Origin of the sequence: Pseudomonas sp. (genome assembly GCF_035277045.1) — a bacterium.
GTDB lineage: Bacteria > Pseudomonadota > Gammaproteobacteria > Pseudomonadales > Pseudomonadaceae > Aquipseudomonas.
In genome coordinates, this window is record NZ_DATELE010000325.1 from 1 (window position 1) to 22915 (window position 22915).

A 22915-nucleotide genomic window follows, 5' to 3' on the forward strand; every position below is an offset into this window, starting at 1 on the left:
GGATCCACGGCCCCAACCGGGGATGGGTGACCAGCCAGTGGTGAAAACGCGGGGAGCTGCGGGCAAAGCAGGCGGCAGCCAGCAGCAGGAACGGGGTGGTCGGCAGCACCGGAAGGAAGATCCCGATCACCCCCAGCGCAACGCTGAGCCAGCCGGCGGCCAGCAGCAGGTAGCGCACCGGCGACACTCAGTGGTGGCGTGGCTTGAGCAGTGCTGGCTTTTCGTCCGGCGCATGCAGCAGCAGGTACAAGGCGGTCAGTGCCTCGGGGATCTGCACGATCATGTCGTCCTGCAGGTTGGCGTTGCTGGCGATATCGGCGAACTCGGGCTGTTCGTCGAACAGGCCCGAGCCGACCATGATCGGCAGCAGCATTTCGCTGACTTCTTCCTCGGCGTTCTCGAACCAGGCTTCCTCACGCAGGAAGACGCCTTCCATGAAGCCGATGCACCAGCCGCGCAGGTCGGAGTCGTCGGCTTCCTCGCCCAGGTCGAGGTCGCAGGGCAGCTCGAATTCCTCGTCGCTGGCCAGCTGGCGGGCGATGTGGGCCTTGAGGGCGATCAGGGTCGATTCGATCTCCTGGCGCTCGGCCTCGTCCTTGTAATGGGGCTCTTCGGCGAAGAGGGCGTCGATCCATTCGCGTTCCGGAACGTCTTCGGAACAGATCGACAGCGCGGTCAGGTAGCCGTGGGCGGCAACGTAGTCCAGCGCTTCTTCGTGCAGCTCATCGGCGTCGAGGAAGGCTTGCAGGCGGGTCAATTGCTCGGCGAAGGACATTACAGGGCTACCTTGGGGAATAAACGATAGTGAATTCTAGCACCTTGCAGCCGGTTCGATGCAAAGAAGACGCCTATCGCCAAGCGTCCTGCGCCAGGCCTGGGTGGGGTATACTTCGCGATTTTCATCCAGGGGCAGCCTTGCCCAGGGCCCCGGTAAAAACCGCTTACGCATTTGTCAGGGCGCCAGAGCGGTTTTTCGTCCAGCCTGTGTTCAGGATGGCACGGCGATTTTTTGGAGTTTCTATGCTCGAACAGGCTCAGCGCGTTCTCAAGGATGTCTTCGGTTACGACAGTTTCCGTGGGCGCCAGGGGGCGATCATCGAATGCGTGGCCAATGGCGGCGATGCCCTGGTGCTGATGCCCACCGGCGGCGGCAAGTCGCTCTGCTTCCAGGTCCCAGGCCTGCTGCGCCCGGGCCTGACGGTGGTGGTGTCGCCGCTGATCGCGCTGATGGACGACCAGGTGGCCACCCTCGATGAACTGGGCGTGGCCGCGGCTTCCCTCAATTCGACGCTCAACAGCGACCAGCAGCGCGAGCTGGCCGACCGCCTGCGCCGTGGCGAGATAAAGATGCTCTACCTGGCCCCCGAGCGCCTGGTGCAGCCGCGCATGCTGGAGTTCCTGCGCAACCTCGACATCGCCCTGTTCGCCATCGACGAGGCGCACTGCGTATCGCAATGGGGGCACGACTTCCGTCCCGAGTACCTGCAACTGGGCCAGCTCGCCGAGCTGTTCCCGCATGTGCCGCGCATCGCCCTGACCGCCACGGCCGACATGCGTACCCGCGAGGAGATCGTCAGCCGCCTGCACCTGCAAGGCGCCGAGCGGTTCCTCTCGAGCTTCGACCGGCCCAATATCTTCTATCGCATCGTGCCCAAGGAGCAGCCCCGCAAGCAGTTGCTGGCGTTTCTCGGCGAGCGCCGGGGCAACGCGGGCATCGTCTACTGCCTGTCGCGCAAGAAGGTCGACGAGACCGCCAGCTTCCTCTGCGACCAGGGTTTCCCCGCGTTGCCCTATCACGCGGGCCTGCCAGCCGAGACGCGCGCGGCGAACCAGCGGCGCTTCCTCAACGAGGAAGGCCTGATCATGGTGGCCACGATCGCCTTCGGCATGGGCATCGACAAGCCAAACGTGCGTTTCGTCGCCCACCTCGATCTGCCCAAGTCGCTGGAAGCCTACTACCAGGAAACCGGCCGTGCCGGCCGTGACGGCCTGCCCGCCGACGCCTGGATGGCCTACGGCCTGCAAGACATGGTGATGCTCAAGCAGATGCTGCAGAACTCCGAGGGCGACGAGCGGCACAAGCGGGTCGAGCAGCACAAGCTCGACGCCATGCTGGCCCTGTGCGAGGAAACCCGCTGCCGCCGCCAGGCGCTGCTGGCCTACTTCGACGAGATCCTCGAGCAGCCTTGCGGGCATTGCGACAACTGCGTCGACCAGGTGCAGACCTGGGATGCCACCGAGCCGGCGCGCCAGGGCCTGTCCGCGGTGTTCCGCACCGGCCAGCGCTATGGTGTCGGTCACCTGGTGGATGTGCTGATGGGCCGCGATACCGAAAAGGTGCGCAATTTTGGCCACGAGAAGCTGGCGGTGTTCGGCGTCGGCAAGGCCATGGCCGAAAACGAATGGCGCTCGCTGTTCCGCCAGCTGGTGGCGCGCGGGCTGGTGGACATCGACCTGGAGGGCTATGGCGGCCTGAGGCTTTCCGACAGCTGCCGGCCACTGCTGCGCGGCGAGGTGAACCTGCAGCTGCGTCGCGACCTCAAGCCGCAGACCTCGGCCAAGACCGGCTCGTCCGGCGGCAGTCCTGCCAGCCAGCTGGTGCGGGGCGAGGAGCGCGAGCAGTGGGAAGCCCTGCGGGCCCTGCGTCGCAAGCTGGCCGAGGAGCACAGCGTGCCACCCTATGTCATCTTCCCCGACTCGACCCTGCTCGAAATGCTGCGCAGCCAGCCGACCAGCCTCAGCGAGATGGGCCGGGTCAGCGGCGTGGGCGCGCGCAAGCTGGAGCGCTACGGCCAGGCCTTCCTCGAAGTGCTGGGCGGTGGCGGCGACACGCCCAAGGTGGTGGTCGACCTGCGCCACGAGCTCATCAGCCTGGCCCGCGCCGGCATGACCCCGGCGCAGATCGCCGGCCAGCTCAACTGCAGCGAGAAGAACGTCTACAGCCTGCTGGCCGAGTCCCTCGGCCGCCAGGAACTGAGCCTGGACCAGGCACTGGACCTGCCCGAAGACCTGCTGTCGGAAATCCAGGACGCTTTCCTGGATGGGGAGGGCGAGTTGCCGCCGGTTTCGGCGATTGCCGAGCAATTCAGCAAACGCGTCCCCGAAGGGGTGCTGTATTGCGTGCGCGCGGCCTTGGCCGCGGAGTTCGAACTTTGATCGGCAAGCCTTGCCTGATGGCCCGGGGCATGATTAGCTGACTAATAATTAGTTTCGTTGATTGAGTTGCTTATGCCCCTTACCGACAACCAACACCGCTTCGGCATGCAGCTGGCGCAGATGTCCCGCGGCTGGCGCGCCGAGCTTGACCGCCGCCTGGCCGGCCTCAACCTGTCCCAGGCACGCTGGCTGGTGCTGCTGCACCTGGCCCGTTTCCAGGACGCGCCGACCCAGCGCGAGCTTGCCCAGAGTGTTGGCGTCGAAGGCCCGACCCTGGCGCGGCTGCTCGACAGTCTCGAAGCCCAGGGTCTGGTCCGGCGCCAGGCGGTGGTGGAGGATCGGCGGGCGAAGAAGATCCTGCTGTGTCCCCCGGCCAAGCCGCTGATCGACCAGATCGAGACCATTGCCAACCAGCTGCGCCAGGAACTGTTCATGGGCGTCGACGAGGCTGATCTTGAAGTCTGCATGCGGGTGCACGCCAAGATTCTGGGTAATCTCGAGAAGTCCTGACGGTCCGCCGGGGCTGCTAGAACGTATGCCCCAGATTCAGGTACAGCGCCTTCTGGTTCTCGCTGTTGGCCCCGTAACTCAGGTTCAAGGGCCCCAGCGGTGTCTCGATGCCCAGGAAAATACTCGCGGCGTTGATATACCCACTGTCGAACTCGTTGTCGTTGTTCCAGGCGCGTCCGCGTTCCAGCGAGCCCCCCAGGTACAGCGGGAAATCCAAGGGCAGGTAGGCCCTTGGGGTGAGCCGGCGGTAGTACACCATCCGCAACAGGCTGACGTTCTGTCCCGACACCGAGTCCTGGCGAAAGCCCGACAATTGCCGGGCGCCGCCCATCACGAAGCTTGAGGTGACCACCGGCGCCTCGTCCAGCGTGCGGCCATATCGCCCGCCCAGCACCCAGGTGTCGGCGCCACTGCTGACGGCCTTGTCCAGGTTGAATTCCCACTGCCGGTAACGCTGATCCGAGTCCAGCGCCTCATCGTACTGGCGCAAGGTCAGGCTGATGTCTTCCCCACTGTGCGGGAAGTAGACGTTGTCCAGCGTGTCGAACGAATACTTCAGGTCATAGAACCCTTCATTGAAGCTGACCTTGGGCAGGTCCTGGGCGCCAATGCGCACATTGGCCTCGCCCCACGCCTTGCCTATACCCACGCGTACCTCACCGTAGGTACCGATCTGCCGTCCCAGGTTGAGCCCGAACCCGTAGCGCTCCAGCCGGTACTCGGCCACCGGGTCGTTGTCCAGCGTGGCTTCGATGTTCTGCGAGCCCAGGTCCAGATAGGGCGCGATGAAATAGCGCGAGCCGGTGTCCAGCGGCTGGTAGAACTCGCTGTAGAGCTCTTGCTGGTCGCCGATCTGCGCGCGGGTCAGCCATTCGGCGCCGAGCCGGTTGATGCCGTTGACCCGGTAGCTGGCGCCGAGGTTGAAGGCGCTGTCGCCACGCATGTCATCGGACAGGTTCAGCCCCAGGCGCAGGTAGTCGGTGCCGCCGCGCTTGCCACGGGCATTGATGACCAGGGTGTGGTCATCGCCCTTGTGCACCACGCGGTATTGCACCCGGTCGAAATAGTCCAGCCCGTACAAGGTGCCCATGTCGGTCTGCAGGCGCTCGAGCGCCAGCGGCTCGCCCACCGGCTGGCGGATGTAGTAGCGGATTACCTCGTCGCTCACCTTCGAGTCGTTTTCGATCCTGATCGCGGTGATCACGGGCGTGCGCTGGCGCGGCGAGCGGGCCACCGCCAGGTCGCTGTCGCCCTCCGGCTGGCGCAAGGCGGCGAGGCGCGTATCAAGAAGGCGAGTAGCCCGGTAGCCTGCCTCAATCATCTCCCGCGCGCTGCCGAAGTCGGTCGAGCCGTAGCGTGCGAGCGGGGGCTGGATGAGCACGTCGTCGCTGCGCACGGCGGCCAGCTGCTCTTCGGAGTTGCGCCGGGTCATGAGCGTGATCGACTGGTTGAGCACATCGACCACGGTCGCCAGTTGCTTGCGGTTGCGCAGCGGCGTACCGATGTCCACGACGATGGCCACGTCCACGCCCATCCCGCGCACCACGTCCAGCGGGATGTTGTCGACCATGCCGCCGTCGACCAGCAGGCGCCCGTCCAGCTCGACCGGGGCGAACACCGCCGGGATCGACATGCTGGCGCGGATCACCTGGGGCAGGTGGCCACGGCGAAACACCACCTTCTCGCCGCTGGCGATGTCGGTGGCCACGGCGCGAAACGGGATCGGCAACTGATCGAAGTCGCGGGTGTCGGCGGTGTGGGCCAGCTTGCTTTCCAGCAGCAGGGCTAGGTTCTGGCCCTGGATCACCCCCAGCGGTAGCCCAAGGCTGCCATCGTCGCGAAAGCTCAGCTTCTGCTTGACCAGAAAATCGCGGTCATCCTGTTTGCGTCGAAACGGCACGTCGCGGCGCGGCGGAGCATCCGAGAGTGCCTGTTGCCAGTCGATGCCCAGCGCCAGCTTTTCCAGCTCCTCCACCTTATAGCCCGAGGCATACAGGCCGCCCACCACCGCACCCATGCTGGTGCCAGCGATGGCGTCGATGCGCACGCCCTGTTCTTCCAGGGCCTTGAGCACGCCGATATGCGCCAGGCCGCGCGCGGCCCCCCCAGAAAGCACCAGGCCCACCTTGGGGCGGGCCTGCTCGGCGGCCAGCAGTGGGCCACAACAGATCGACAGCAACAGACAGAACAGCAGGCGGCGCATCAGCAGTCTCGGAGCAATGGGCAAAGACGGCTAGTATAAGCGCGCCCACCTTATGTAGGACGTTTCCCATGAGTCAGACCAAGCCTGAAATCGTCATCATGTATTGCACTCAGTGCCAATGGTTGCTGCGCGCCGCCTGGCTGGCGCAGGAGTTGCTCAGTACCTTTGCCGACGATCTCGCCCGGGTGGCGCTGGAGCCTGCCACCGGCGGGGCGTTCCATATCACCTGTGATGGCGTGCAGATCTGGGAGCGCAAGGCCGATGGCGGCTTTCCCGAGGCCAAGGTGCTCAAACAGCGTGTGCGCGACCAGATCGACCCGCAGCGCGACCTGGGGCACAACGACCGTTAAGTGTCCTCGGCCAGGACCTTGGCATTGCTGGCATGACTCGCGGCCATGCGGCTGGAGATCACGATGGCGAAGATGATCAGCGCGCCGCCAATCAGCATGCGCGGGGTTGGGGTTTCGGCGAAGATCAGCCACGCCATGGCGATGCCGTAGATCGGCTCCATGGCGAACACCACCGCCGCGGTACGCGCCTTGATCACCGCCAGGCTGGCGACAAACAGGCTGTGGGCGACGCCTGTGCAGAACACGCCAAGCAAGCCGATCCACAGCCAGTCCATGGCCGGCACGCTGGGCAGGGCGGGGCCTGCCAGCGGCAACATGCACCCGGCGACCACCGCGTTCTGGCACAGCGCTGCCTGTACGGCGCGAATCCGCCCGGAGCCTGCGCGGTTGGCCAGCGACAGCAAGGCGAACAGCAAGCCGGACAACAGCGCCCAGAGCAGGCCAGCCGTGGCCTCGCTGGCCAGGTCAAAGGCTGGAGTGACCAGCACCAGGCCCACACTCACCAGCACCACCAGCAAGGCCTCGTTGCGGCGGATGCGCTCGCGGAACAACACCCCTTCAAGGATCACCGTGAAAGCCGGAAAGCTGGCAAAGCCCAGCGTCGCGATCGCAACTCCGCCCACCTTGACCGCGATGAAGAAGCTCACCCAGTGCCCCGCCAAGAGCACGCCACCCAGTACCAGCCGACCCACGTCCGCGCCCCGCAGCGCACCCCAGGACTGGCGGGCGACTCCGACGAACAGGCCCAGCGCGAGCACCGCGAAGGCGGCACGGCCAAACACGATGACCGACGGCCCCGCGCTGGCCAGCTTGCCAAAAACGCCAGTCAGGCCAAAGAACAGCGCGCCGATGTGCAGGGCGCCGAGAGCGGTACGGTGATTCATGGTGATCCTTGTGGACAGCTAGGAGTGCCTGGCCAGTGTAGGGCTGGCAGTTGCCCCCTGTCTGTCGCGATCCTTGCGTCAGTTGTCGCCGGACTCGCGCCGCAGCGTGAGAGGAGACCGGCCATAGACTCGCAGCATGGCGGCCGAGAAGGCGCTCTGGGAGCTATAACCCACGCGGCTGGCGATCTCGCCAATGGCTAGACGGGTGTCCTTGAGCAGGTCGCGAGCCAGCCGCAGGCGACGCTCGCGGATGTAGTCCATCGGCGTGGTATTGCACTCGCTGGCGAACCGCGCATGCAGGCGCGCGCAGGACAAACCCGCCAGGCGAGCCAGGTCGGCGACCTGCAGCGGGTAGGCGGCATGCCTGTCGATATGAGCGTCGAACGCGGCATAAGGCAGGCGCCCGGGCGAGGATGCAACTGCCGCGGCATCAAGGCTTGCCAGAAGCAGGACAGCCCCCTGGCGCGCGATCAGTGAATCGCTTACCGGGCTTGCCGCCAGCCAGTCCACCAATTGCTGCTGGCGATGGTCCAGGCTCAGTCTCCTGGCGCGATCGACAAGACGCTCACTGGCCTCGGCGTGCTCGCCTAGCTGTTTGCTCAGCCAAGGCATGTCCGGGATGTCGAGCACCAGGCAATGGCTGCCGGCAGTGCTGCCGCACGTGTGATGAGCGCCGGCCGGCACCACCATCAGGTCTTGCCGGTCGACCCGCGTGCCGCGCCCGTCCACCTCTAACTCCAGGCAACCGCGCAGGCCGAACACCAGTTGCGCGTGTTCATGACTATGGGCGATCACCTCTTCGCGATAGTGACGCAGGGAGAAGAACGGGGCGGTCGTCATGCAGCTTCCTCACGGGCAGGCCTGTAGTCTAGCGCGACGGATTGCCTGTGGGTAACGCCTTCCCGCCGGGGGGATCAAAGGCTGACCTTGCCCCGCAGGATATCGCGAAACATCGCGAAGTCGCCGATCAGGCTGTAAAAGGGATGGGTGAAGGTGGCCGGTCTGTTCTTTTCGAAACAGAAGTGGCCAACCCAGGCGAAGCCGTAGCCGAACACCGGCAGCGCCAGCAGCAGCGACCAGCTGGCGCTGGCTATGCTGTAGGCAAGCACGGCGATGACCAGGCTGGTGCCAACGAAATGCAGGCGCCGACAGGTAGGGTTGCTATGCTCGCCAAGGTAATAGGGGTAGAACTCGGCGAAACTGCGGTATTGCGCGGTGCGGTTCATGGCGGTGCTTCCCGAAGCGCTGGTCATTGATGAGGATACACGGCGTGGAGCCTGATTCGAGTCTAGAGTGACTAACTGGCCAGGCCAGTGACAATAAGCGCCATTTGAGTATCCTTTGGATTCACCGCAGGAAGCACAAGAAGCCTGTCATGAGCGAAAGAACCACGTCAGCAAGCTGGGCATCAGGGATCGTAAAAGCGCTCGAGCTCGAGGGGCTCGACTGCCGTGCCATGTTCAGGCAACTCGGGCTGGACTTTGCCGCGCTCGACGACCCCGACGCACGTTTCCCCCAGGATTCCATGACCCGGCTCTGGCAGCTGGCCGTGGAGCTGTCCGGCAACCCTGCCATCGGCCTGAACATGGCCCGGGTGGTGCGGCCGGCCTCGTTCCACGTGGTGGGTTATGCGCTGATGTCCAGCCGTACCCTGGCCGAAGGGTTCCAGCGGCTGGTGCGCTACCAGCGCATCATCGCCGAGAGCTCCGACCTGAGCTTTCGCCTGGAGCCGGATGGCTACGCCCTGGTGCTGACCGTCCACGGCGATCACCTGCCGCCCACCCGGCACAGCGCCGAGGCGTCGCTGGCCTGTGCGCTGGCGTTGTGCAGCTGGCTCAGCGGGCGGTCGATCCAGCCGCGGCGGGTGTTGATCCAGGGACCGCAACCCAAGGACATGGAGCCCTACAAGGCGGCGTTTCACTCACCGTTGGAGTTTGGCGCGCCCCATGACGCGCTGGTGCTGGAGAGGGCCGACATGGAGGCGCCGCTGCCGACGGCCAACGAAGCCATGGCGACCCTGCATGATCGTTTCGCCGGCGAGTACCTGGCGCGCTTTTCGGAAAGCCGGGTGACGCATCGCGCGCGGCAGGTGTTGTGCCGGATCCTGCCGCTGGGCGAGCCCAAGCGCGACACGATTGCCAAAGCATTGCACCTGTCCCAGCGCACCCTGCAACGGCGGCTGCAGGAGGAGGGCACCAGTTTCCAGACCCTGCTCGATGACACCCGCCGGGAACTGGCCGAGCAGTACCTGGCGCAGCCGGGCATGACCCTGCTTGAAACCGCCTACCTGCTCGGGTTCGCCGACCCCAGCAACTTCTACCGGGCGTTCCGGCGCTGGTTCGATGTCACCCCAAGCGAATACCGGGCGCGCCTGGGCGGCGCCAGCGAAGAGGCCAGCGAGCCTGTCAGTGACGCCAGAACGCAGGCATGCACAGCACCAGGACCGTGATGATCTCCAGGCGGCCGAGCAACATGCCGCCCGCGAGGATCCACTTGGCGGCATCGGGCAGGGTGGAGAAGTTGCCGGCCGGCCCGATCACCTCGCCCAGGCCAGGGCCTACACCGGACACCGTGGCCGCCGCGCCTGTCAGGGCGGTCATCCAGTCGACCCCGAGCAGCGACAGCAGCAGGGCGATGATGCAGATGGTGAAGGCAAAGAAGAAAGAGAACGTCAGGATCGAGCGCACGATTTCTTCGTCGAGGCGGTGACCGTTGTACTTCTGCTTGATCACCGCCCGTGGGTGGATCAGCTGGTTGAGGTTGGCCTTGAGCAGGATGTAGGCGACCTGGAAACGGAAGATCTTGATCCCGCCCGCGGTCGATCCGGAACAGCCGCCGATGAAGCCCAGGTAGAAGAACAGCATCAGCGAGAAGTTGCCCCACAGGCTGTAGTCTCCGAGCGCGAAGCCCGTGGTGGTGACCACCGAGGTCACGTTCAGCGCGACATGGCGCAGGGCGTCGAACCAGGGCAGGTCGGTGGTCGCCCAGTACCAGGTCCCGAGCACGATCCACGTCGCCACCAGCAGCCCGAGCAGGCCCTGCACCTGCTGGTCCCTGATCAGCGCGCCGCGATTGCCGCGCAGGGTCGACACATACAGGGTGAAGGGCACGCTGCCCAGGATCATGACCACCACCGCCACCCAATGGACCGCCGGAGCGTCCCATTTGGCCAGTGACTGGTCGGACGTGGAGAACCCGCCCGTGGAAATCGCTGACATGGCGTGGTTGATCGCATCGAACAGGCTCATGCCCGCCCACCAGAACGCCAGACTGCCCAGCACGGTAAAACCGATGTACACCAGCACGATCGACTTGGCGACCATGTGCGAGCGCGGCATGACCTTTTCGGAGCGGTCCGAGGATTCGGTCTGGAACAGGCGCATGCCACCGATGCGCAGCAGTGGCAGGATCGCCACCGCCATCGCGATGAAGCCGATCCCGCCGAGCCAGTGCAGCATCGAGCGCCACATCAGGATGCCCGGCGACATGGTGTCCAGGCCGCTGAGCACGGTGGCCCCGGTGGCGGTGATGCCTGACATGCTCTCGAAGAAGGCATTGGTGTAGCTGATGTGCTGGGTGAGCAGGAAGGGCAGCGCGGCGAACACGCACACCACCACCCAGCTGCACACCGTCAGCAGGTACATGTCACGCGGGCGCAGGTGCACGTGCTCTGGGCGCCCCGGGATGATCATCGCCAGGCCGGCGAGGAAGGTGATGAGGCTGGACCAGAGGAATGACGGCAGGTCCCCCGTGCGCTCGAAGATCATCAGGGTCGCCATGGGCACGACCATGCTCACCGCCAGGGTGATCAGGAAGATCCCTATGATGAAACCCAGGATCCTTAAGGTCGGCAACGCCATGTGATCTGCTCTGACTCGAAACGGAAGGGCGCCATTCTACTCGCGGGGCTTCAGGCTGCAAGCTGCAAGCGAGATTGGCCGAGGCGCGCCTGGTGGTCTTGCTGCTCGCTGCTTGAAGCTTGCGGCTCAGAGCCTGAGAATAGCCGCACATTTACTTGCCTGGGGGTAGCCGATGGAGGCTCTCGATGCATTGCTCAACCGCGTATCCGTTGCACGCCTGACCGAACCCGCGCCCAACGCCGCCCAGCGTGAAGCCCTGTTCCAGGCGGCGTTACGGGCGCCGGACCACGGTCAGCTTCGTCCCTGGCGTTTTCTCACCATCGAGGGCGAGGGGCGCGAGAAGCTCGGTGAGCTGTTCGCCGAAGCGGTGGAGCGCAAGGGCGGCGCCAGCCAGGGCGCGCTGGACAAGGCCCGCGCCATGCCGCTGCGGGCGCCCTTGCTGATCGTGGTGATCGCTCGCCTGCAGGATCATTACAAGGTGCCCAAGGACGAGCAGCGCCTGGCGGCCGGATGCGCCGCCCATGGCATTCTCATCGCCGCGCATGCCCAGGGCATCGGCGCGGTCTGGCGGACCGGCGACATGGCGCATGACGCTCATGTGCTCGAAGGTCTGGGCCTGGCCGAGAATGAGGAGCTGCTGGGTTACCTGTACGTTGGCACGCCGCAGAACGAACCGCGTACGGCGCCGGTGCTGGAAACCGCTGACTTCGTCGCCGGGTGGGGCGGGGCTGACTGATGCCTGTGGGAACTGTCTCTGTACCCTGCCGGCATCGCATAACCTCGTAATCCTGTGCCCCGGCGAGGGCGTAGCCCTCGCCGGGGCACATCACTAATGCGTTGTGCGATGCTGGCAGGGAACAAAGACAGTTGCTCCCCCAAGGGCGTGATCCGCACTCAGAAATCCCCCCAGCCCAGTCCGTCAGACCACCATCCCCACCAACGGCAACTCGAGCCTTGCCACAAACCCTCCCTGGGGATGGTTCTCCAGCACCAGGCTCCCGCCATGCCGCTCCGCCGCTCGCCGTGCGATGGCCAGTCCCAAACCATGCCCGGCGGCCGCCTGCCCGGGCGCGCGGAAAAATGGCTCGCCCAGTTTCTCCAGATGCTCTGCGGCCGCGCCTGGCCCGTGATCGCGCACGCTGATCACCACGCGTTCAAGATCCACGCCCGCACTCAGCTCGATCGCCTGCCCCGGCGGATTGAACCGCAAGGCATTGCGCAGCAGGTTGTCCACGGCCCGCTCGAGCAATGTCGGCCAGCCCTGCAGGGTCAGGCCGGGCGTGGCTTCGAGGCGGATATCCTGCTCCGGCGCGCTGAGCAGCGCGTCCTTGCGCACGCTGCCCAGCAGGGCGTTGAGATCGACGGTCTCGGCATGGGATTGTTCGGCGTCGACCCGGGCCAGGGCCAGAATTTCGCTGATCAGGTCTTCAAGGCGATCGCATTCGCGGGTCAGGCGCGGCCACAACGCCTGGCGCTGCTCCGGCTCGGCGCGCTCCGCCAGGGCCAAGGCAATGCGCAGCCGCGCGAGCGGCGAGCGCAGTTCGTGGGACACATCGCGCAGTAGCTGGCGCTGGCTGCCGATCAGGCTCTGCAGGCGGGCGCCCATGCGGTTGAAATCATTGGCCAGCACGCCGAACTCGTCACGCCGCCCGGCCAGTCGTGCCAGGCTGTTCTGCTGGTAGGTGGTCTGGCCCAGGTCATGGACGGCGCTGCGCAGGCGGCTCAGCGGACGGGTGATGGACAGCGTCACCAGCAGACTGAAGAGGGTCAGGACCACCAGCGCGATGCCCAGCGCGCTCAGCGGCCATAGCAGGCTCTCACGGTGCCATGCGTCCAGTTCCGGGTGCGGAATCCGGTAGATCAGCAGATAGGTTTCGCCGCTCGTGGGGCTGGTGTATTCCTCGGTCAGGCGCCGCCAGGGCAGGCTGCGGTCATTGTGCTGGCGCGCCTCGAACGCTGCGGCGCGACGTGGGAAGGTACCGGGGACCACGGCCTCGCCGCTGTCGTTGAGTACCTGCACGTCGATCTTGAAGCGCTGCCGGCGCCGTTCGAGAAAGTGCTGGGCCGATTCGATGCCCTGCTGTTCGTAGTGTTGGGTCCAGCGGCTGGCCAAGGTGTTGAGCCCAGGATGGCGGCTAAGAATCCAGGCGTCCTGGTTGAGCATGTGGCCAAGCAGGATCGACAACCCGGCGACCAGGGCGATGGCCAGCCAGAAGCTGGCCAGGATGCGCCAGAACAGTGAACGCAAGGCAGTTACCTCCAGACAGGAAAAGCCCGGCCTGCGGGTAGCAGGCCGGGCGGGCAGCGGTGGGACAGCTTACTGGGCCTTGCCGGCCTTTGCAGCTTTCCAGGCCTGGAACTCTTTCCATTCAGCCTGGCGCTCGGCGCGTTTCTTTTCCATCTCGTCGAACTGCTTCTGCTGTTCTGGCTTGAGCACGCCGCGGATTTCGCTATGAGTCTTGTCGTGGCGCGCCTTGATCTCGTCCTTCATGGCTTTCTGGTCGGCGGCGGGCAGCTTTTCCAGGTAGCGCTTGGTGATGTCGCGCTGGGCTTTCATCTGCTCGCCCATCAGCTTGTCGACCTGCTGGCGCTGCTCGCGGCTCAGGTCCAGCTGGGCGAAGGGTGCGCCACCGCGGTGGTGCGGGCCGTCGTGGCGTGGGCCACCTTCTGGCATGGCCATGGCGACGGTTGGCAGGGCAGCGGCGAACATCAGGGCGATAAGGGTCTTGCGCATGGTGTTTCTCCTGTCATGGACCGGTCGTTGCCGGATGTGCCCAGTTTAGGGAGATCAAGGTCAAGGGCGGTCAGGCGAGGGTAAAGGCAGGGTAAAGATAGTGGGGTTGCGGTGCGGCTATCGCGGGCAGGCTTGCTCCCGCAGGGGCGATGGCCGCACGGCACACTCAAAGGCTGTAGTAGTACCCCCGGCTGCGCAGCGCCACGATGCGTGGCCGGCCATCCGGGTGCGGGCCGATCTTCTTGCGCAGGTTGCTGACGTGCATGTCCAGGCTGCGGTCATACAGCGTCAGCTTTCGCCCGAGGGCGATCTGCGCCAGTTCCTGCTTGTCCAGCGGGTCGCCAGGCTGGCGCAGCAGCGCTTCGAGAATGCGGCTCTCGGACAGGGTGAGGCTCAGCTCGCGCTCCTCGATGCTGGCCACACCCCGCGCCGGGCTGAACGTCAGGTCGCCGATTTCCATTTGCGTGGTGGCCGCCGTCGGGTGGCTGCGCCGCAGCACCGCGCGCAGGCGTGCCGTCAGCTCGCGTGGATCACAGGGCTTGGCCAGGTAATCGTCGGCGCCCAGCTCCAGGCCCAGAATACGGTCCAGTGGCTCGCCGCGTGCCGACAGCATCAGCACAGGCAGCTCGGCATGCTCGCTGCGCAACTGCTTGAGCAGCTCAAGGCCGCTGCCATCGGGCAGCATCACGTCCAGCACCACGGCTGCCGGCGCCTGGGTGGCCAGGGCCTGACGCGCGCTCTGGCCATCGTGGCACGCGCGCACTACAAAGCCCTCCTGGGCCAGCCAGCTGCCTAGCAGCTCGCAGAGTTCCTGGTCATCGTCAATCAGTAACAGCTCGCTCATGACTCACTCGATTAAACCATTGATGAGCGGTGCGGCACGCAGGCGTGCCGCCAGGGGTAGCTCAGGGCAGGACTTGCTTGAACGGCTTGACCACGACCTTGTCGTACACGCCCGCGGCGATGTACGGGTCGGCATCGGCCCAGGCCTGGGCGGCGGTCAGCGAGTCGAACTCGGCGACGATCAGGCTGCCGCTGAAACCGGCAGCGCCCGGGTCGTTGCTGTCGATGGCGGGATGCGGGCCGGCGAGAACCACGCGGCCCTCGGCCTTGAGCTGCTGCAGGCGCTCGATGTGCGCCGGGCGCGCCGCCAGGCGTTTCTCCAGGGAATCGGCTACATCGCTGGCAATGATTGCGTAGAGCATGTCAATCCTCGGTCTTCGAAATGGAGGGCGGGGTTGCCGCGTCGCCGTCATGCAGGTGCCGCGACAGGTAGACGCCCTGGGCCACCAGGAATATCACGGTCATGCCCAGACTGCCGAATACTTTGAAGTCCACCCAGAATTCCTCGAAGGTGAAGGCCACGAACAGGTTGGCGGCGCCGCAGACCAGGAAAAACACGATCCAGGCCAGGTTCAGGCGCGCCCAGACGGGCTCCGGCAGGGTCAGCGCGTGGCCCATGATGCGCTTGATCAGCACCCGGTCGCCGATGAAATGGCTGGCGGTGAAGGCCAGGGCGAAGAGCCAGTTCACCACCGGCGCTTTCCACTTCAGGAAGGTTTCGCTGTGGAACGCCAGGGTCAACCCGCCGAAGACCAGGCAGGCGACGAGCGTCAGCCACTGGCCTTTCTCAAGCTTGCGCTGGCGGATGAACAGCGCGCCGTAGACCACCACGGAGGCGATGATCAGCACCTTGGTCGCGCTGTAGATGCCGCCCAGTTCGAAATCATGGCCTGCAAGGTCGACCACGCGCGGGTCGAGCTTGTAGACCAGGAAGAACAGCAGCAGCGGGATGAAATCGATGAATTGTTTCACAATGGCAGCCAGATTCGGGATGTCACGGCATAATAACAAACATCAATCCCGGCGAAAGCGCTCCTCCATGAATGTTGATCTGCACTGTCACAGCACGGCCTCCGATGGCGCCCTGTCGCCTTCGGTACTGGTCGCGCGCGCCCACGAGCACGGCGTGCAGACGCTTGCCCTGACCGACCACGATACCCTTGAAGGGCTGGACGAGGCCCGCCAGGCCTGCCAGGCGCGGGGCATGCAGTGGGTCAGCGGCGTGGAGCTGTCGTGCACCTGGGGCGGCTCGACCATCCACATACTGGGTTACAACTTCCCTCTCGATGCCCCCCCGCTGCTGGCGGCGATCGAGTCCCTGCACCGGGGACGCTGGCTGCGCGCGGAAGAAATCGACCGACGGCTGGCGCTCAAGGGCATGCCCGGCACCCTGGACGGCGCACGCGCCGTGCAAATGGAGCTGGGTGACAGTGGCAACGCCCCGGCGCGGCCGCATTTCGCCGAATACCTGGTGCGCGCAGGCTTGGTCAAGGACCGTGGCGAGGCGTTCCGCAAGTGGCTGGGCGCCGGCAAGCTGGGCGACGTCAAGTTGCATTGGCCGACCCTCGAGGAAACTGTCGCGACCCTGCGCGAGTCGAAGGCCTGGGTGAGCCTGGCGCATCCGATGCACTACGATCTGACTCGCAGCAAGCGCCGCCGGCTGATTGCCGACTATATTCAAGCAGGCGGGCAGGCGCTGGAAGTGGTCAATGGAATGATGCCGGCCGAGCAGGTGGGCACGATGTCCATCCTCACCCGTGAGTTCGGTCTGCTGGCAAGCGCTGGCAGTGACTTCCATGGCCCCGGCACCTGGGGCGAGATCGGTGCCTATCGGCCATTGCCCGAGGACCTGCCACCTCTGTGGCGCCGATTCAGCCATGAGCAGCCCACCGCGCTTTGAACAGGATGACAATGTGAGCCAATTTTTCCAGATTCATGCGGAAAACCCCCAGGCGCGCCTGATCAAACAGGCCGTGGAGATTATCCGCAAGGGCGGGGTGGTGGTGTATCCCACAGACTCCTCCTACGCAATGGGTTGCCAGATTGGTGACAAGAACGCCATCGAACGGGTCCGGCGCCTGCGCCAGCTCGACAAGAACCACAATTTCACCCTGATTTGCTGCGACCTGTCGCAGATGGGCCTGTTCGCCAAGATCGACACGGCCAACTTTCGCCTGCTCAAAGCGCATGTGCCGGGGCCCTACACCTTTATTCTCAACGCCACCCGTGAGGTGCCGCGCCTGTTGATGCACGACAAGCGCCGCACCATCGGACTGCGCGTGCCTTCGAACCCGATCCTCCTGGCGCTGCTGGCCGAGCTGGGCGAGCCGCTGATGAGCGTCAGCCTGATCCTGCCGGGGGATGACGAGCCGATGACCGATCCCTATGAAATCCGCCAGCGTCTGGAGCACCATGTCGACCTGATCATCGATGGCGGCTTTGGTGACCTGAAGGCGTCCACCGTGATCAACCTGGCCGACGGCGAGCCAGAGGTGGTGAGGGTCGGCTGCGGCGATCCTGCGCCTTTCCTGGTCAACGCGTGAGTATCCAGGAACAACCTGTCGAGCCCCCTGTCGAGGCCCCACAGCAGCTTTCGCTGGCGCTGGTGTATGGCGAGGCGTTCACCGAGCTGCCGGTCGACCTGTATATCCCGCCGGATGCCCTGGAGGTCTTTCTCGAGGCCTTCGAGGGCCCGCTCGACCTGTTGCTGTACCTGATCCGCAAGCAGAACATCGATATTCTCGACATCCCGGTGGCGGAAATCACCCGCCAGTACATGGGCTATGTCGAGTTGATGAAGACGGTACGCCTGGAGCTGGCGGCTGAATATCTGGTCATGGCCGCCATGCTCGCCGAGATCAAGTCGCGCATGCTGTTGCCACGCACCGTGACGGTCGAGGAGGAGGAGGGCGACCCGCGTGCCGAGCTGATCCGCCGGCTGCAGGAGTACGAGCGCTTCAAGGCCGCGGCCGAGGGCATCGACCAGCTCAGCCGGGTGGGTCGCGATGTCGTGGTGCCGCGCCTGGAGGCGCCGCACTCCAAGGTGCGCAAGCTGCATCCGCAGGTCAGCCTGGAAGAGATCCTGATGTCGATGGCCGAGGTGATGCGCCGGGGTGATCTGTTCGAGAGCCACCAGATCAGCCGCGAAACGCTGTCGACCCGCGAGCGCATGAGCGACGTGCTCGAACGCCTCAAAGGCGGCGGCTTCGTGCCTTTCGCCGAGCTGTTCACGGCCGAGGAGGGCAAGCTTGGCGTGGTGGTGACCTTCATGGCGATTCTCGAACTGGTCAAGGAATCGCTGATCGAACTGGTGCAGAATGAGCCCTTCGCCCCGATCCATGTCCGCGCCCGGGCAGAGTGACGCAGAGAGTAACCGACACACTCATGAACCTGAATGAACCCCGCGACCTGGCGTCGCTGATCGAGGCCTTCCTGCTGGCGTCGGGCAAGCCGCAATCGCTTGAGCGCCTGTATGAACTCTTCGAGGAGCCCGAGCGCCCTGAACCCAAGGTGTTCAGAAAGGCCCTGGAGGTGCTGGGCAAGTCCTGCGCGGGCCGTGCTTTCGAACTCAAGGAGGTCGCCACCGGCTATCGCCTGCAGATCCGCGAGACGTACGCGCCTTGGGTCGGCAGGCTATGGGAGGAGCGCCCGCAACGTTATTCCCGCGCGCTGCTGGAGACCATCGCCCTGATCGCCTATCGCCAGCCCGTGACCCGTGGCGAGATCGAGGATGTGCGCGGTGTCGCCGTCAACAGCAACATCATCAAGACGCTGATGGAGCGCGAGTGGATCCGCGTGGTCGGCTACCGCGAGGTGCCCGGGCGGCCGGCGATGTTCGCCACGACCAAGGCGTTCCTTGATCACTTCAACCTCAAGAGCCTTGAAGACCTGCCCGCGCTGGCCGAGCTGCGCGACCTGGAGCCGGCGCCCTTGCACGACGATGACGAGGACGCCCCGGTGCCCGCGCATTTGCAGGCCCTGGCCGACGCCAGCCTCGAAGAAGGCGACGAGCCGGAAGCGCCCGCGGAGGAAACCAGTTTCCGTACCCTGCTGGTGGAGCTCGATGCCATGGAAGAAGGCCTCAAGACCGATTTCGAGGACTTGCGTGAGGAGCTTGCAGGGGATGACGCAACGGCTGAATCGCCGCGCGAATGAGGGTCTTTCCCGGCACGTGTCGCGCCGGAATTTACGCGCTGGATAACCGTTGGGCGCAAAGCTTCGGCGCGGCTGCCTGAAGCCGCTACTCTCACGTGCGCGCGCTCTGCGTTCAGCGTATGATGCGCGGCCTTTTGGCGCTTCCGTCGCCAGAAACAGACTACAGTCCTACACCGGGAGGTGCCCAGATGAACGATCAAGACCTGCAAGAACCCCAGACCCTGCCGCCGCCAGCGGGCGAAAAGCTCCAGAAAGTCCTCGCACGTATCGGCGTGGGCTCGCGCCGTGACGTGGAAGCCTGGATCAGCCAGGGCCGCATCAAGGTCAATGGCGTTGCCGCCACCCTTGGCCAGCGCGTCGACCTGCACGACGCAATCGCCGTCGATGGCAAGCTGATCAAGCGCGAAGAAGCCGCGGAAACCGTGCGCCGCGTGATCATGTACAACAAGCCCGATGGCGAGATCTGCACCCGTGACGACCCAGAGGGCCGCCAGACCGTGTTCGATCGCCTGCCGCGCCCGAAGGAAGGCCGCTGGATCAACATCGGCCGCCTCGACATCAACACCACCGGTCTGTTGATGTTCACCACCGACGGCGAACTGGCCAACCGCCTGATGCACCCTTCCTACGAGATGGACCGCGAATACGCCGTGCGCGTGCGCGGTGAAGTCGACGAGGACATGATCACCCGCCTGAAAAACGGCGTGATGCTCGAAGACGGTCCGGCGCGCTTCACCGACATCCAGGAAGCCCCGGGCGGTGAAGGTTTCAACCACTGGTACCACTGCGTGGTGATGGAAGGCCGCAACCGCGAAGTCCGTCGCCTGTGGGAATCCCAGGGGCTGGTCGTCAGCCGCCTGAAACGCGTGCGTTTTGGTCCGGTGTTCCTGAACTCCGACCTGCCGATGGGCCGCTGGCGTGAAATGAGCCAGGGCGAGATCGACATCCTTGCCGCTGAAGTCGGTCTCAAGCCGGTGGCTCTGCCGTCGTTGAACCTCAAGTCCAAGGACAAGCTCGAGCGCCTGCAGCGCAAGTCGACCCGCCCGATGGGGCGTAACGAGCGCGTGCGCAGCCTGCGTCCTGCGGCCGAAGGTGCTGGCGGTGAGCGTCCTGCGCGTCAGCCGCGTGAAGAAGCTCCACGCAAAGGCAACCGTGGCAGCGCGGTGGCCGAGCGTCCGGCTGACATGAAGAAGCGTCCCGGCAAGCCGGCACCTGCTGGCAAGCCAGCGGGTGGTGGTCGCCAGCCAAGCGGCGGCCGCGGCAAGCCACGTCCTTGATGTAGCGAGCCGGTAAATCCCGAAAGGATTTACCGGCCTCTTCGCGGCGAACCGCCGCGAAGAGGCCTACACAAACGGGCGTAAACTTTCTGAACCACGCTGTAAATTTTCCGTTACGCGATGTTGGCTTTTCCGTTCCAAGACTGCGATTTTTTCCCTGCCTGTAAATAAAGCCTTCCGAATCTCCCCTGTGCGCTCTCTCCGCGCCCACCCGCCTGTATTGCCCCAAGCCCGCATTCACGGTGTGATACCCCCGATAACAAGAATCGGAGGCGCAATGTACGCCATTCATTCCCCCAGGCTTTGCCCATTCCCCAGGACCGGTGCGTCTCGTCGTCAGACAAATACGCAACGCGTTGACTCCTGCGCGTGCGCAGGGGTATACAATGCGCCGCGTTTTACCTGTGACCCCAATGCGTACCGCGCACTCTTGCTGACTCCCGGTTGATCCGCCCCGCGCTCGCGCACGGCTGAACCCCACCCGTCCAAGAATCCAAGGTAACCCTTACCTTGCTCATTCCGCTGCGCCACGAGCGCGGTGGGTCCGATCCCGTCACAGATCAAAACAAGCAGGTGACTTCGTTCATGAGTGGACAAAACACGCAGTCAGGCGAGCTCAAGCGCGGCCTGAAAAATCGTCATATCCAGTTGATCGCCCTCGGCGGGGCCATCGGTACCGGCCTGTTCCTGGGTTCGGCCGGTGTGATGAAGTCCGCCGGGCCGTCGATGATCCTGGGGTATGCCATCTGCGGCTTCATCGCCTTCATGATCATGCGCCAGCTCGGCGAAATGATTGTCGAGGAGCCGGTAGCCGGCTCCTTCAGTCATTTCGCCCACAAGTACTGGGGTGGTTTCGCGGGCTTTCTGTCCGGCTGGAACTGCTGGATGCTGTACATCCTGGTGGGCATGTCGGAACTGTCGGCGGTCGGCAAGTACATCCACTACTGGTGGCCAGAGATCCCGACCTGGGTGACAGCCGCGGTGTTCTTCGTGCTGATCAACGCGGTCAACCTGATGAACGTCAAGGTGTTCGGCGAAACCGAGTTCTGGTTCGCGATCATCAAGGTGGTCGCCATCGTCGGCATGATCGGCCTGGGCAGCTACCTGCTGGTCAGCGGCAGCGGCGGTCCCGAGGCCTCGGTCAGCAACCTGTGGGAACACGGCGGGTTCTTCCCCAATGGCGTCAGCGGGCTGGTCATGGCCCTGGCGATCATCATGTTCTCGTTTGGCGGCCTTGAGATGCTCGGCTTTACCGCGGCCGAGGCCGACCAGCCGAAAACCGTGATCCCGAAGGCGATCAACCAGGTCATCTACCGCATCCTGATCTTCTACATCGGTGCCCTGGTGGTCCTGCTGTCGCTGACCCCGTGGGACGCCCTGGTGGCCAGCATCGATGGCGCGGGTGGCAGCTACGGCAGCAGCCCGTTCGTGCAAGTGTTCTCGCTGCTGGGCAGTGACGTCGCGGCGCACCTGCTCAACTTCGTGGTATTGACCGCGGCGCTGTCGGTGTACAACAGCGGCACCTACTGCAATGCCCGCATGCTCTACGGCATGGCCGAGCAGGGCGACGCTCCCGCGGGCCTGGCGAAGATCGACAAGCGTGGCGTGCCGGTGCGCTCGATCCTGGCCTCGGCCGTGGTCACGCTGGTGGCCGTGCTGCTCAACTACTTCATGCCCAAGCAGGCGCTGGAGCTGCTGATGTCGCTGGTGGTTGCCGCGCTGGTGATCAACTGGGCGATGATCAGCTACTCGCACCTCAAGTTCCGCCAGCACCTTGACCGCACAGGCCAGAAGCCGCTGTTCAAGGCGCTGTGGTATCCCTATGGCAACTACCTGTGCCTGGGCTTCGTGGTGCTGATCCTGGGCATCATGCTGCTGATCCCGGGGATCAATGTGTCGGTGTATGCGATTCCGGTGTGGCTGGTGGTGATGTATGGGTTCTACCTGTTGAAGAACAGGCGTGCTGCGCGGGGTAATGGGGTGGTGAAGCCGGTGGCCGAGTAACTCCCCTCAAATCTGATCCAGCAACCACCCCCGAAACGCCCGCAACGATGGTAACGCCTCGTTGCGCGGCGGATACATCAGGTAATAGCTGCGCTGGCTGGCGAACGGCACGCCGGCGCTGAACAAGTCGCCGTTCGCCAGTTCCTCCGCCACCAGGATCCTGGGCACCAGCCCGATCCCGATTCCGGCACGCACCGCCTGGATCAGGTGCGAGGTCAGCTCGAAGCTCGGCCCCAGCCGCATTGAGCGGTGCGCCAGGCCATGATGGGAAAACCACTCACCCCACGCATGCGGATTGTTGGCCACGTTGAGCAGCACCTGCTCGCTGATCCGCGCCGGGCTCCAGTCCTCGCCCGCCCGCGCCGCCGCCGGTGGCAGGATCACCACCAGCTCCTCGGCATGCAGGCGATGGCAGACCAGCCCTGGCAGGTCCCCGCTCGCCACGCCGATGGCGGCGTCGATCTCGCTGGTGGCGAAATTGATGGCTTCAATGCGCGAATGAATATGCACGAGCATGCCTGGGTGCGCGGCGTAGAAATCATGCAGACGCGGCAACAGCCATTTCGAGCCAAAGGTCGGGAGGGTTGCAAGGCGCAGCGTGCCGACGCCGGACTGGTAGGCCAGCGCTTGCAGGGTAGCGCTGCGGATGCGTCCCAGGGCTTCGCTCATCTCGCGTTGGTACAGGCGGCCAACGTCGGTCAGTTGCACCTGGCGCCCCTCGCGGCGGAACAGGGTCAGGCCGAGCTGTTGCTCCAGCGCCTGCACCTGGCGGCTGACCGCGCTCTGGGTCAGTGACAGTTCGACGGCGGCGCGGGTGTAGCTTTCGTGCCGGGCAGCTGCTTCGAAGGCCAGCAGCAGCGACATCGATGGGGTCAGGTGGCGGTAATTCATTCACAAAAGTCATCAATAGCGGCAGGATTATCCGTTTGCCCTCGTACG

General features: G+C 64.8%; 24 protein-coding genes. 11 read left to right on the forward strand and 13 right to left on the reverse strand.

Annotation, left to right across the window (positions count from 1 at the left end):
- Together VJS90_RS21285 and VJS90_RS21290 are read right to left on the reverse strand one after the other, a co-directional pair.
- Positions 1-178 (reverse strand): YbaN family protein (locus tag VJS90_RS21285; RefSeq protein ID WP_324123658.1); only part of this gene is annotated, 178 nt, incomplete at its 3' end.
- A 9-nt stretch (positions 179-187) separates the two neighbouring features.
- The gene (locus VJS90_RS21290; RefSeq protein WP_324123604.1) at positions 188-775 is read right to left on the reverse strand and encodes a YecA family protein; all 588 of its coding nucleotides are present in this window, start codon (positions 773-775) and stop codon (positions 188-190) included.
- Positions 776-1020: 245 nt separating this feature from the next.
- Here VJS90_RS21290 and recQ point away from each other — a divergent pair, with 245 nt between their 5' ends.
- Together recQ and VJS90_RS21300 are read left to right on the forward strand one after the other, a co-directional pair.
- Entirely contained in the window at positions 1021-3156 is a 2136-nt protein-coding gene (gene recQ, locus VJS90_RS21295) for a DNA helicase RecQ (RefSeq protein WP_324123605.1), read from the forward strand.
- A 72-nt stretch (positions 3157-3228) separates the two neighbouring features.
- The gene (locus VJS90_RS21300) at positions 3229-3666 is read left to right on the forward strand and encodes a MarR family transcriptional regulator (RefSeq protein WP_324123606.1); all 438 of its coding nucleotides are present in this window, start codon (positions 3229-3231) and stop codon (positions 3664-3666) included.
- 16 nt (positions 3667-3682) lie between these two features.
- On the opposite strand, the gene VJS90_RS21305 is transcribed toward VJS90_RS21300, so the two are convergent.
- Positions 3683-5869 (reverse strand): patatin-like phospholipase family protein, encoded by a 2187-nt coding sequence (locus VJS90_RS21305; RefSeq protein WP_324123607.1) that lies wholly within the window; start codon positions 5867-5869, stop codon positions 3683-3685.
- A 68-nt stretch (positions 5870-5937) separates the two neighbouring features.
- On the opposite strand from VJS90_RS21305, the gene VJS90_RS21310 reads away from it, so the two are divergent.
- Positions 5938-6219 (forward strand): SelT/SelW/SelH family protein, encoded by a 282-nt coding sequence (locus VJS90_RS21310; protein WP_324123608.1) that lies wholly within the window; start codon positions 5938-5940, stop codon positions 6217-6219.
- On the opposite strand, the gene VJS90_RS21315 is transcribed toward VJS90_RS21310, so the two are convergent.
- The 3 genes from VJS90_RS21315 to VJS90_RS21325 all read right to left on the reverse strand — a co-directional run bounded on the left by VJS90_RS21315 (position 6216) and on the right by VJS90_RS21325 (position 8329).
- Entirely contained in the window at positions 6216-7103 is an 888-nt protein-coding gene (locus VJS90_RS21315) for a DMT family transporter (RefSeq protein WP_324123609.1), read from the reverse strand. The two genes, VJS90_RS21310 and VJS90_RS21315, sit on opposite strands and share 4 nt — an antisense overlap.
- Positions 7104-7181: 78 nt before the next feature.
- Positions 7182-7943, reverse strand: coding sequence for an AraC family transcriptional regulator (locus VJS90_RS21320; protein ID WP_324123610.1), 762 nt, complete (start codon positions 7941-7943; stop codon positions 7182-7184).
- Between the two features lie 74 nt (positions 7944-8017).
- Positions 8018-8329 carry a DUF962 domain-containing protein gene (locus tag VJS90_RS21325; protein WP_324123611.1) on the reverse strand — a complete coding sequence of 104 codons (312 nt, stop codon included), beginning with the start codon at positions 8327-8329 and terminating at the stop codon, positions 8018-8020.
- 149 nt (positions 8330-8478) lie between these two features.
- Between VJS90_RS21325 and VJS90_RS21330 the strand changes: the two genes are divergently transcribed.
- Complete coding sequence (locus VJS90_RS21330; RefSeq protein WP_324123612.1) at positions 8479-9552, forward strand: AraC family transcriptional regulator; 1074 nt, start codon at positions 8479-8481, stop codon at positions 9550-9552.
- Here the strand turns inward: VJS90_RS21330 and VJS90_RS21335 are convergent.
- Positions 9509-10963 (reverse strand): TrkH family potassium uptake protein, encoded by a 1455-nt coding sequence (locus tag VJS90_RS21335; protein WP_324123613.1) that lies wholly within the window; start codon positions 10961-10963, stop codon positions 9509-9511. The two genes, VJS90_RS21330 and VJS90_RS21335, sit on opposite strands and share 44 nt — an antisense overlap.
- A gap of 172 nt (positions 10964-11135) precedes the next feature.
- On the opposite strand from VJS90_RS21335, the gene VJS90_RS21340 reads away from it, so the two are divergent.
- Positions 11136-11699: an NAD(P)H nitroreductase gene (locus VJS90_RS21340; protein ID WP_324123614.1), complete on the forward strand. Its 564-nt coding sequence runs from the start codon at positions 11136-11138 to the stop codon at positions 11697-11699.
- Between the two features lie 183 nt (positions 11700-11882).
- Here VJS90_RS21340 and VJS90_RS21345 read toward each other — a convergent pair whose 3' ends face one another.
- The 5 genes from VJS90_RS21345 to VJS90_RS21365 form a co-directional block, all read right to left on the reverse strand.
- The gene (locus tag VJS90_RS21345; RefSeq protein WP_324123615.1) at positions 11883-13211 is read right to left on the reverse strand and encodes a HAMP domain-containing sensor histidine kinase; all 1329 of its coding nucleotides are present in this window, start codon (positions 13209-13211) and stop codon (positions 11883-11885) included.
- A gap of 69 nt (positions 13212-13280) precedes the next feature.
- Complete coding sequence (locus VJS90_RS21350; protein ID WP_324123616.1) at positions 13281-13697, reverse strand: Spy/CpxP family protein refolding chaperone; 417 nt, start codon at positions 13695-13697, stop codon at positions 13281-13283.
- A 166-nt stretch (positions 13698-13863) separates the two neighbouring features.
- The gene (locus VJS90_RS21355) at positions 13864-14541 is read right to left on the reverse strand and encodes a response regulator transcription factor (protein WP_324123617.1); all 678 of its coding nucleotides are present in this window, start codon (positions 14539-14541) and stop codon (positions 13864-13866) included.
- A 61-nt stretch (positions 14542-14602) separates the two neighbouring features.
- A complete protein-coding gene (locus VJS90_RS21360) occupies positions 14603-14902 on the reverse strand; it encodes a YciI family protein (RefSeq protein ID WP_324123618.1) in 300 nt (99 codons plus the stop codon).
- 1 nt (position 14903) lies between these two features.
- Positions 14904-15512 (reverse strand): septation protein A, encoded by a 609-nt coding sequence (locus tag VJS90_RS21365; RefSeq protein WP_324123619.1) that lies wholly within the window; start codon positions 15510-15512, stop codon positions 14904-14906.
- A gap of 67 nt (positions 15513-15579) precedes the next feature.
- On the opposite strand from VJS90_RS21365, the gene VJS90_RS21370 reads away from it, so the two are divergent.
- The 6 genes from VJS90_RS21370 (at position 15580) to VJS90_RS21395 (ending at position 21976) form a co-directional block, all read left to right on the forward strand.
- Complete coding sequence (locus VJS90_RS21370; protein ID WP_324123620.1) at positions 15580-16440, forward strand: PHP domain-containing protein; 861 nt, start codon at positions 15580-15582, stop codon at positions 16438-16440.
- A gap of 13 nt (positions 16441-16453) precedes the next feature.
- Positions 16454-17083 carry an L-threonylcarbamoyladenylate synthase gene (locus VJS90_RS21375; RefSeq protein ID WP_324123621.1) on the forward strand — a complete coding sequence of 210 codons (630 nt, stop codon included), beginning with the start codon at positions 16454-16456 and terminating at the stop codon, positions 17081-17083.
- A gap of 119 nt (positions 17084-17202) precedes the next feature.
- On the forward strand, positions 17203-17901 hold the full coding sequence (locus tag VJS90_RS21380) for a ScpA family protein (RefSeq protein WP_324123659.1): 699 nt from the start codon (positions 17203-17205) through the stop codon (positions 17899-17901).
- Between the two features lie 23 nt (positions 17902-17924).
- A complete protein-coding gene (gene scpB / locus VJS90_RS21385; protein WP_324123622.1) occupies positions 17925-18695 on the forward strand; it encodes an SMC-Scp complex subunit ScpB in 771 nt (256 codons plus the stop codon).
- Between the two features lie 188 nt (positions 18696-18883).
- Positions 18884-19972: a 23S rRNA pseudouridine(2605) synthase RluB gene (rluB, locus tag VJS90_RS21390; RefSeq protein WP_324123623.1), complete on the forward strand. Its 1089-nt coding sequence runs from the start codon at positions 18884-18886 to the stop codon at positions 19970-19972.
- 585 nt (positions 19973-20557) lie between these two features.
- Entirely contained in the window at positions 20558-21976 is a 1419-nt protein-coding gene (locus VJS90_RS21395; protein WP_324123624.1) for an amino acid permease, read from the forward strand.
- Between the two features lie 6 nt (positions 21977-21982).
- Here VJS90_RS21395 and VJS90_RS21400 read toward each other — a convergent pair whose 3' ends face one another.
- On the reverse strand, positions 21983-22867 hold the full coding sequence (locus VJS90_RS21400; RefSeq protein ID WP_324123625.1) for a LysR substrate-binding domain-containing protein: 885 nt from the start codon (positions 22865-22867) through the stop codon (positions 21983-21985).
- Positions 22868-22915: the final 48 nt, after the last annotated feature.

Excerpts from the sequence above, each read along its gene's own strand:
- VJS90_RS21290 (WP_324123604.1), bottom strand. The coding sequence starts at position 775 with ATGTCCTTCGCCGAGCAATTGACCCGCCTGCAAGCCTTCCTCGACGCC.
- recQ (WP_324123605.1), top strand. The coding sequence starts at position 1,021 with ATGCTCGAACAGGCTCAGCGCGTTCTCAAGGATGTCTTCGGTTACGAC.
- VJS90_RS21300 (WP_324123606.1), top strand. The coding sequence starts at position 3,229 with ATGCCCCTTACCGACAACCAACACCGCTTCGGCATGCAGCTGGCGCAG.
- VJS90_RS21305 (WP_324123607.1), bottom strand. The coding sequence starts at position 5,869 with ATGCGCCGCCTGCTGTTCTGTCTGTTGCTGTCGATCTGTTGTGGCCCA.
- VJS90_RS21310 (WP_324123608.1), top strand. The coding sequence starts at position 5,938 with ATGAGTCAGACCAAGCCTGAAATCGTCATCATGTATTGCACTCAGTGC.
- VJS90_RS21315 (WP_324123609.1), bottom strand. The coding sequence starts at position 7,103 with ATGAATCACCGTACCGCTCTCGGCGCCCTGCACATCGGCGCGCTGTTC.
- VJS90_RS21320 (WP_324123610.1), bottom strand. The coding sequence starts at position 7,943 with ATGACGACCGCCCCGTTCTTCTCCCTGCGTCACTATCGCGAAGAGGTG.
- VJS90_RS21325 (WP_324123611.1), bottom strand. The coding sequence starts at position 8,329 with ATGAACCGCACCGCGCAATACCGCAGTTTCGCCGAGTTCTACCCCTAT.
- VJS90_RS21330 (WP_324123612.1), top strand. The coding sequence starts at position 8,479 with ATGAGCGAAAGAACCACGTCAGCAAGCTGGGCATCAGGGATCGTAAAA.
- VJS90_RS21335 (WP_324123613.1), bottom strand. The coding sequence starts at position 10,963 with ATGGCGTTGCCGACCTTAAGGATCCTGGGTTTCATCATAGGGATCTTC.
- VJS90_RS21340 (WP_324123614.1), top strand. The coding sequence starts at position 11,136 with ATGGAGGCTCTCGATGCATTGCTCAACCGCGTATCCGTTGCACGCCTG.
- VJS90_RS21350 (WP_324123616.1), bottom strand. The coding sequence starts at position 13,697 with ATGCGCAAGACCCTTATCGCCCTGATGTTCGCCGCTGCCCTGCCAACC.
- VJS90_RS21355 (WP_324123617.1), bottom strand. The coding sequence starts at position 14,541 with ATGAGCGAGCTGTTACTGATTGACGATGACCAGGAACTCTGCGAGCTG.
- VJS90_RS21360 (WP_324123618.1), bottom strand. The coding sequence starts at position 14,902 with ATGCTCTACGCAATCATTGCCAGCGATGTAGCCGATTCCCTGGAGAAA.
- VJS90_RS21370 (WP_324123620.1), top strand. The coding sequence starts at position 15,580 with ATGAATGTTGATCTGCACTGTCACAGCACGGCCTCCGATGGCGCCCTG.
- scpB (WP_324123622.1), top strand. The coding sequence starts at position 17,925 with ATGAACCTGAATGAACCCCGCGACCTGGCGTCGCTGATCGAGGCCTTC.
- rluB (WP_324123623.1), top strand. The coding sequence starts at position 18,884 with ATGAACGATCAAGACCTGCAAGAACCCCAGACCCTGCCGCCGCCAGCG.
- VJS90_RS21395 (WP_324123624.1), top strand. The coding sequence starts at position 20,558 with ATGAGTGGACAAAACACGCAGTCAGGCGAGCTCAAGCGCGGCCTGAAA.
- VJS90_RS21400 (WP_324123625.1), bottom strand. The coding sequence starts at position 22,867 with ATGAATTACCGCCACCTGACCCCATCGATGTCGCTGCTGCTGGCCTTC.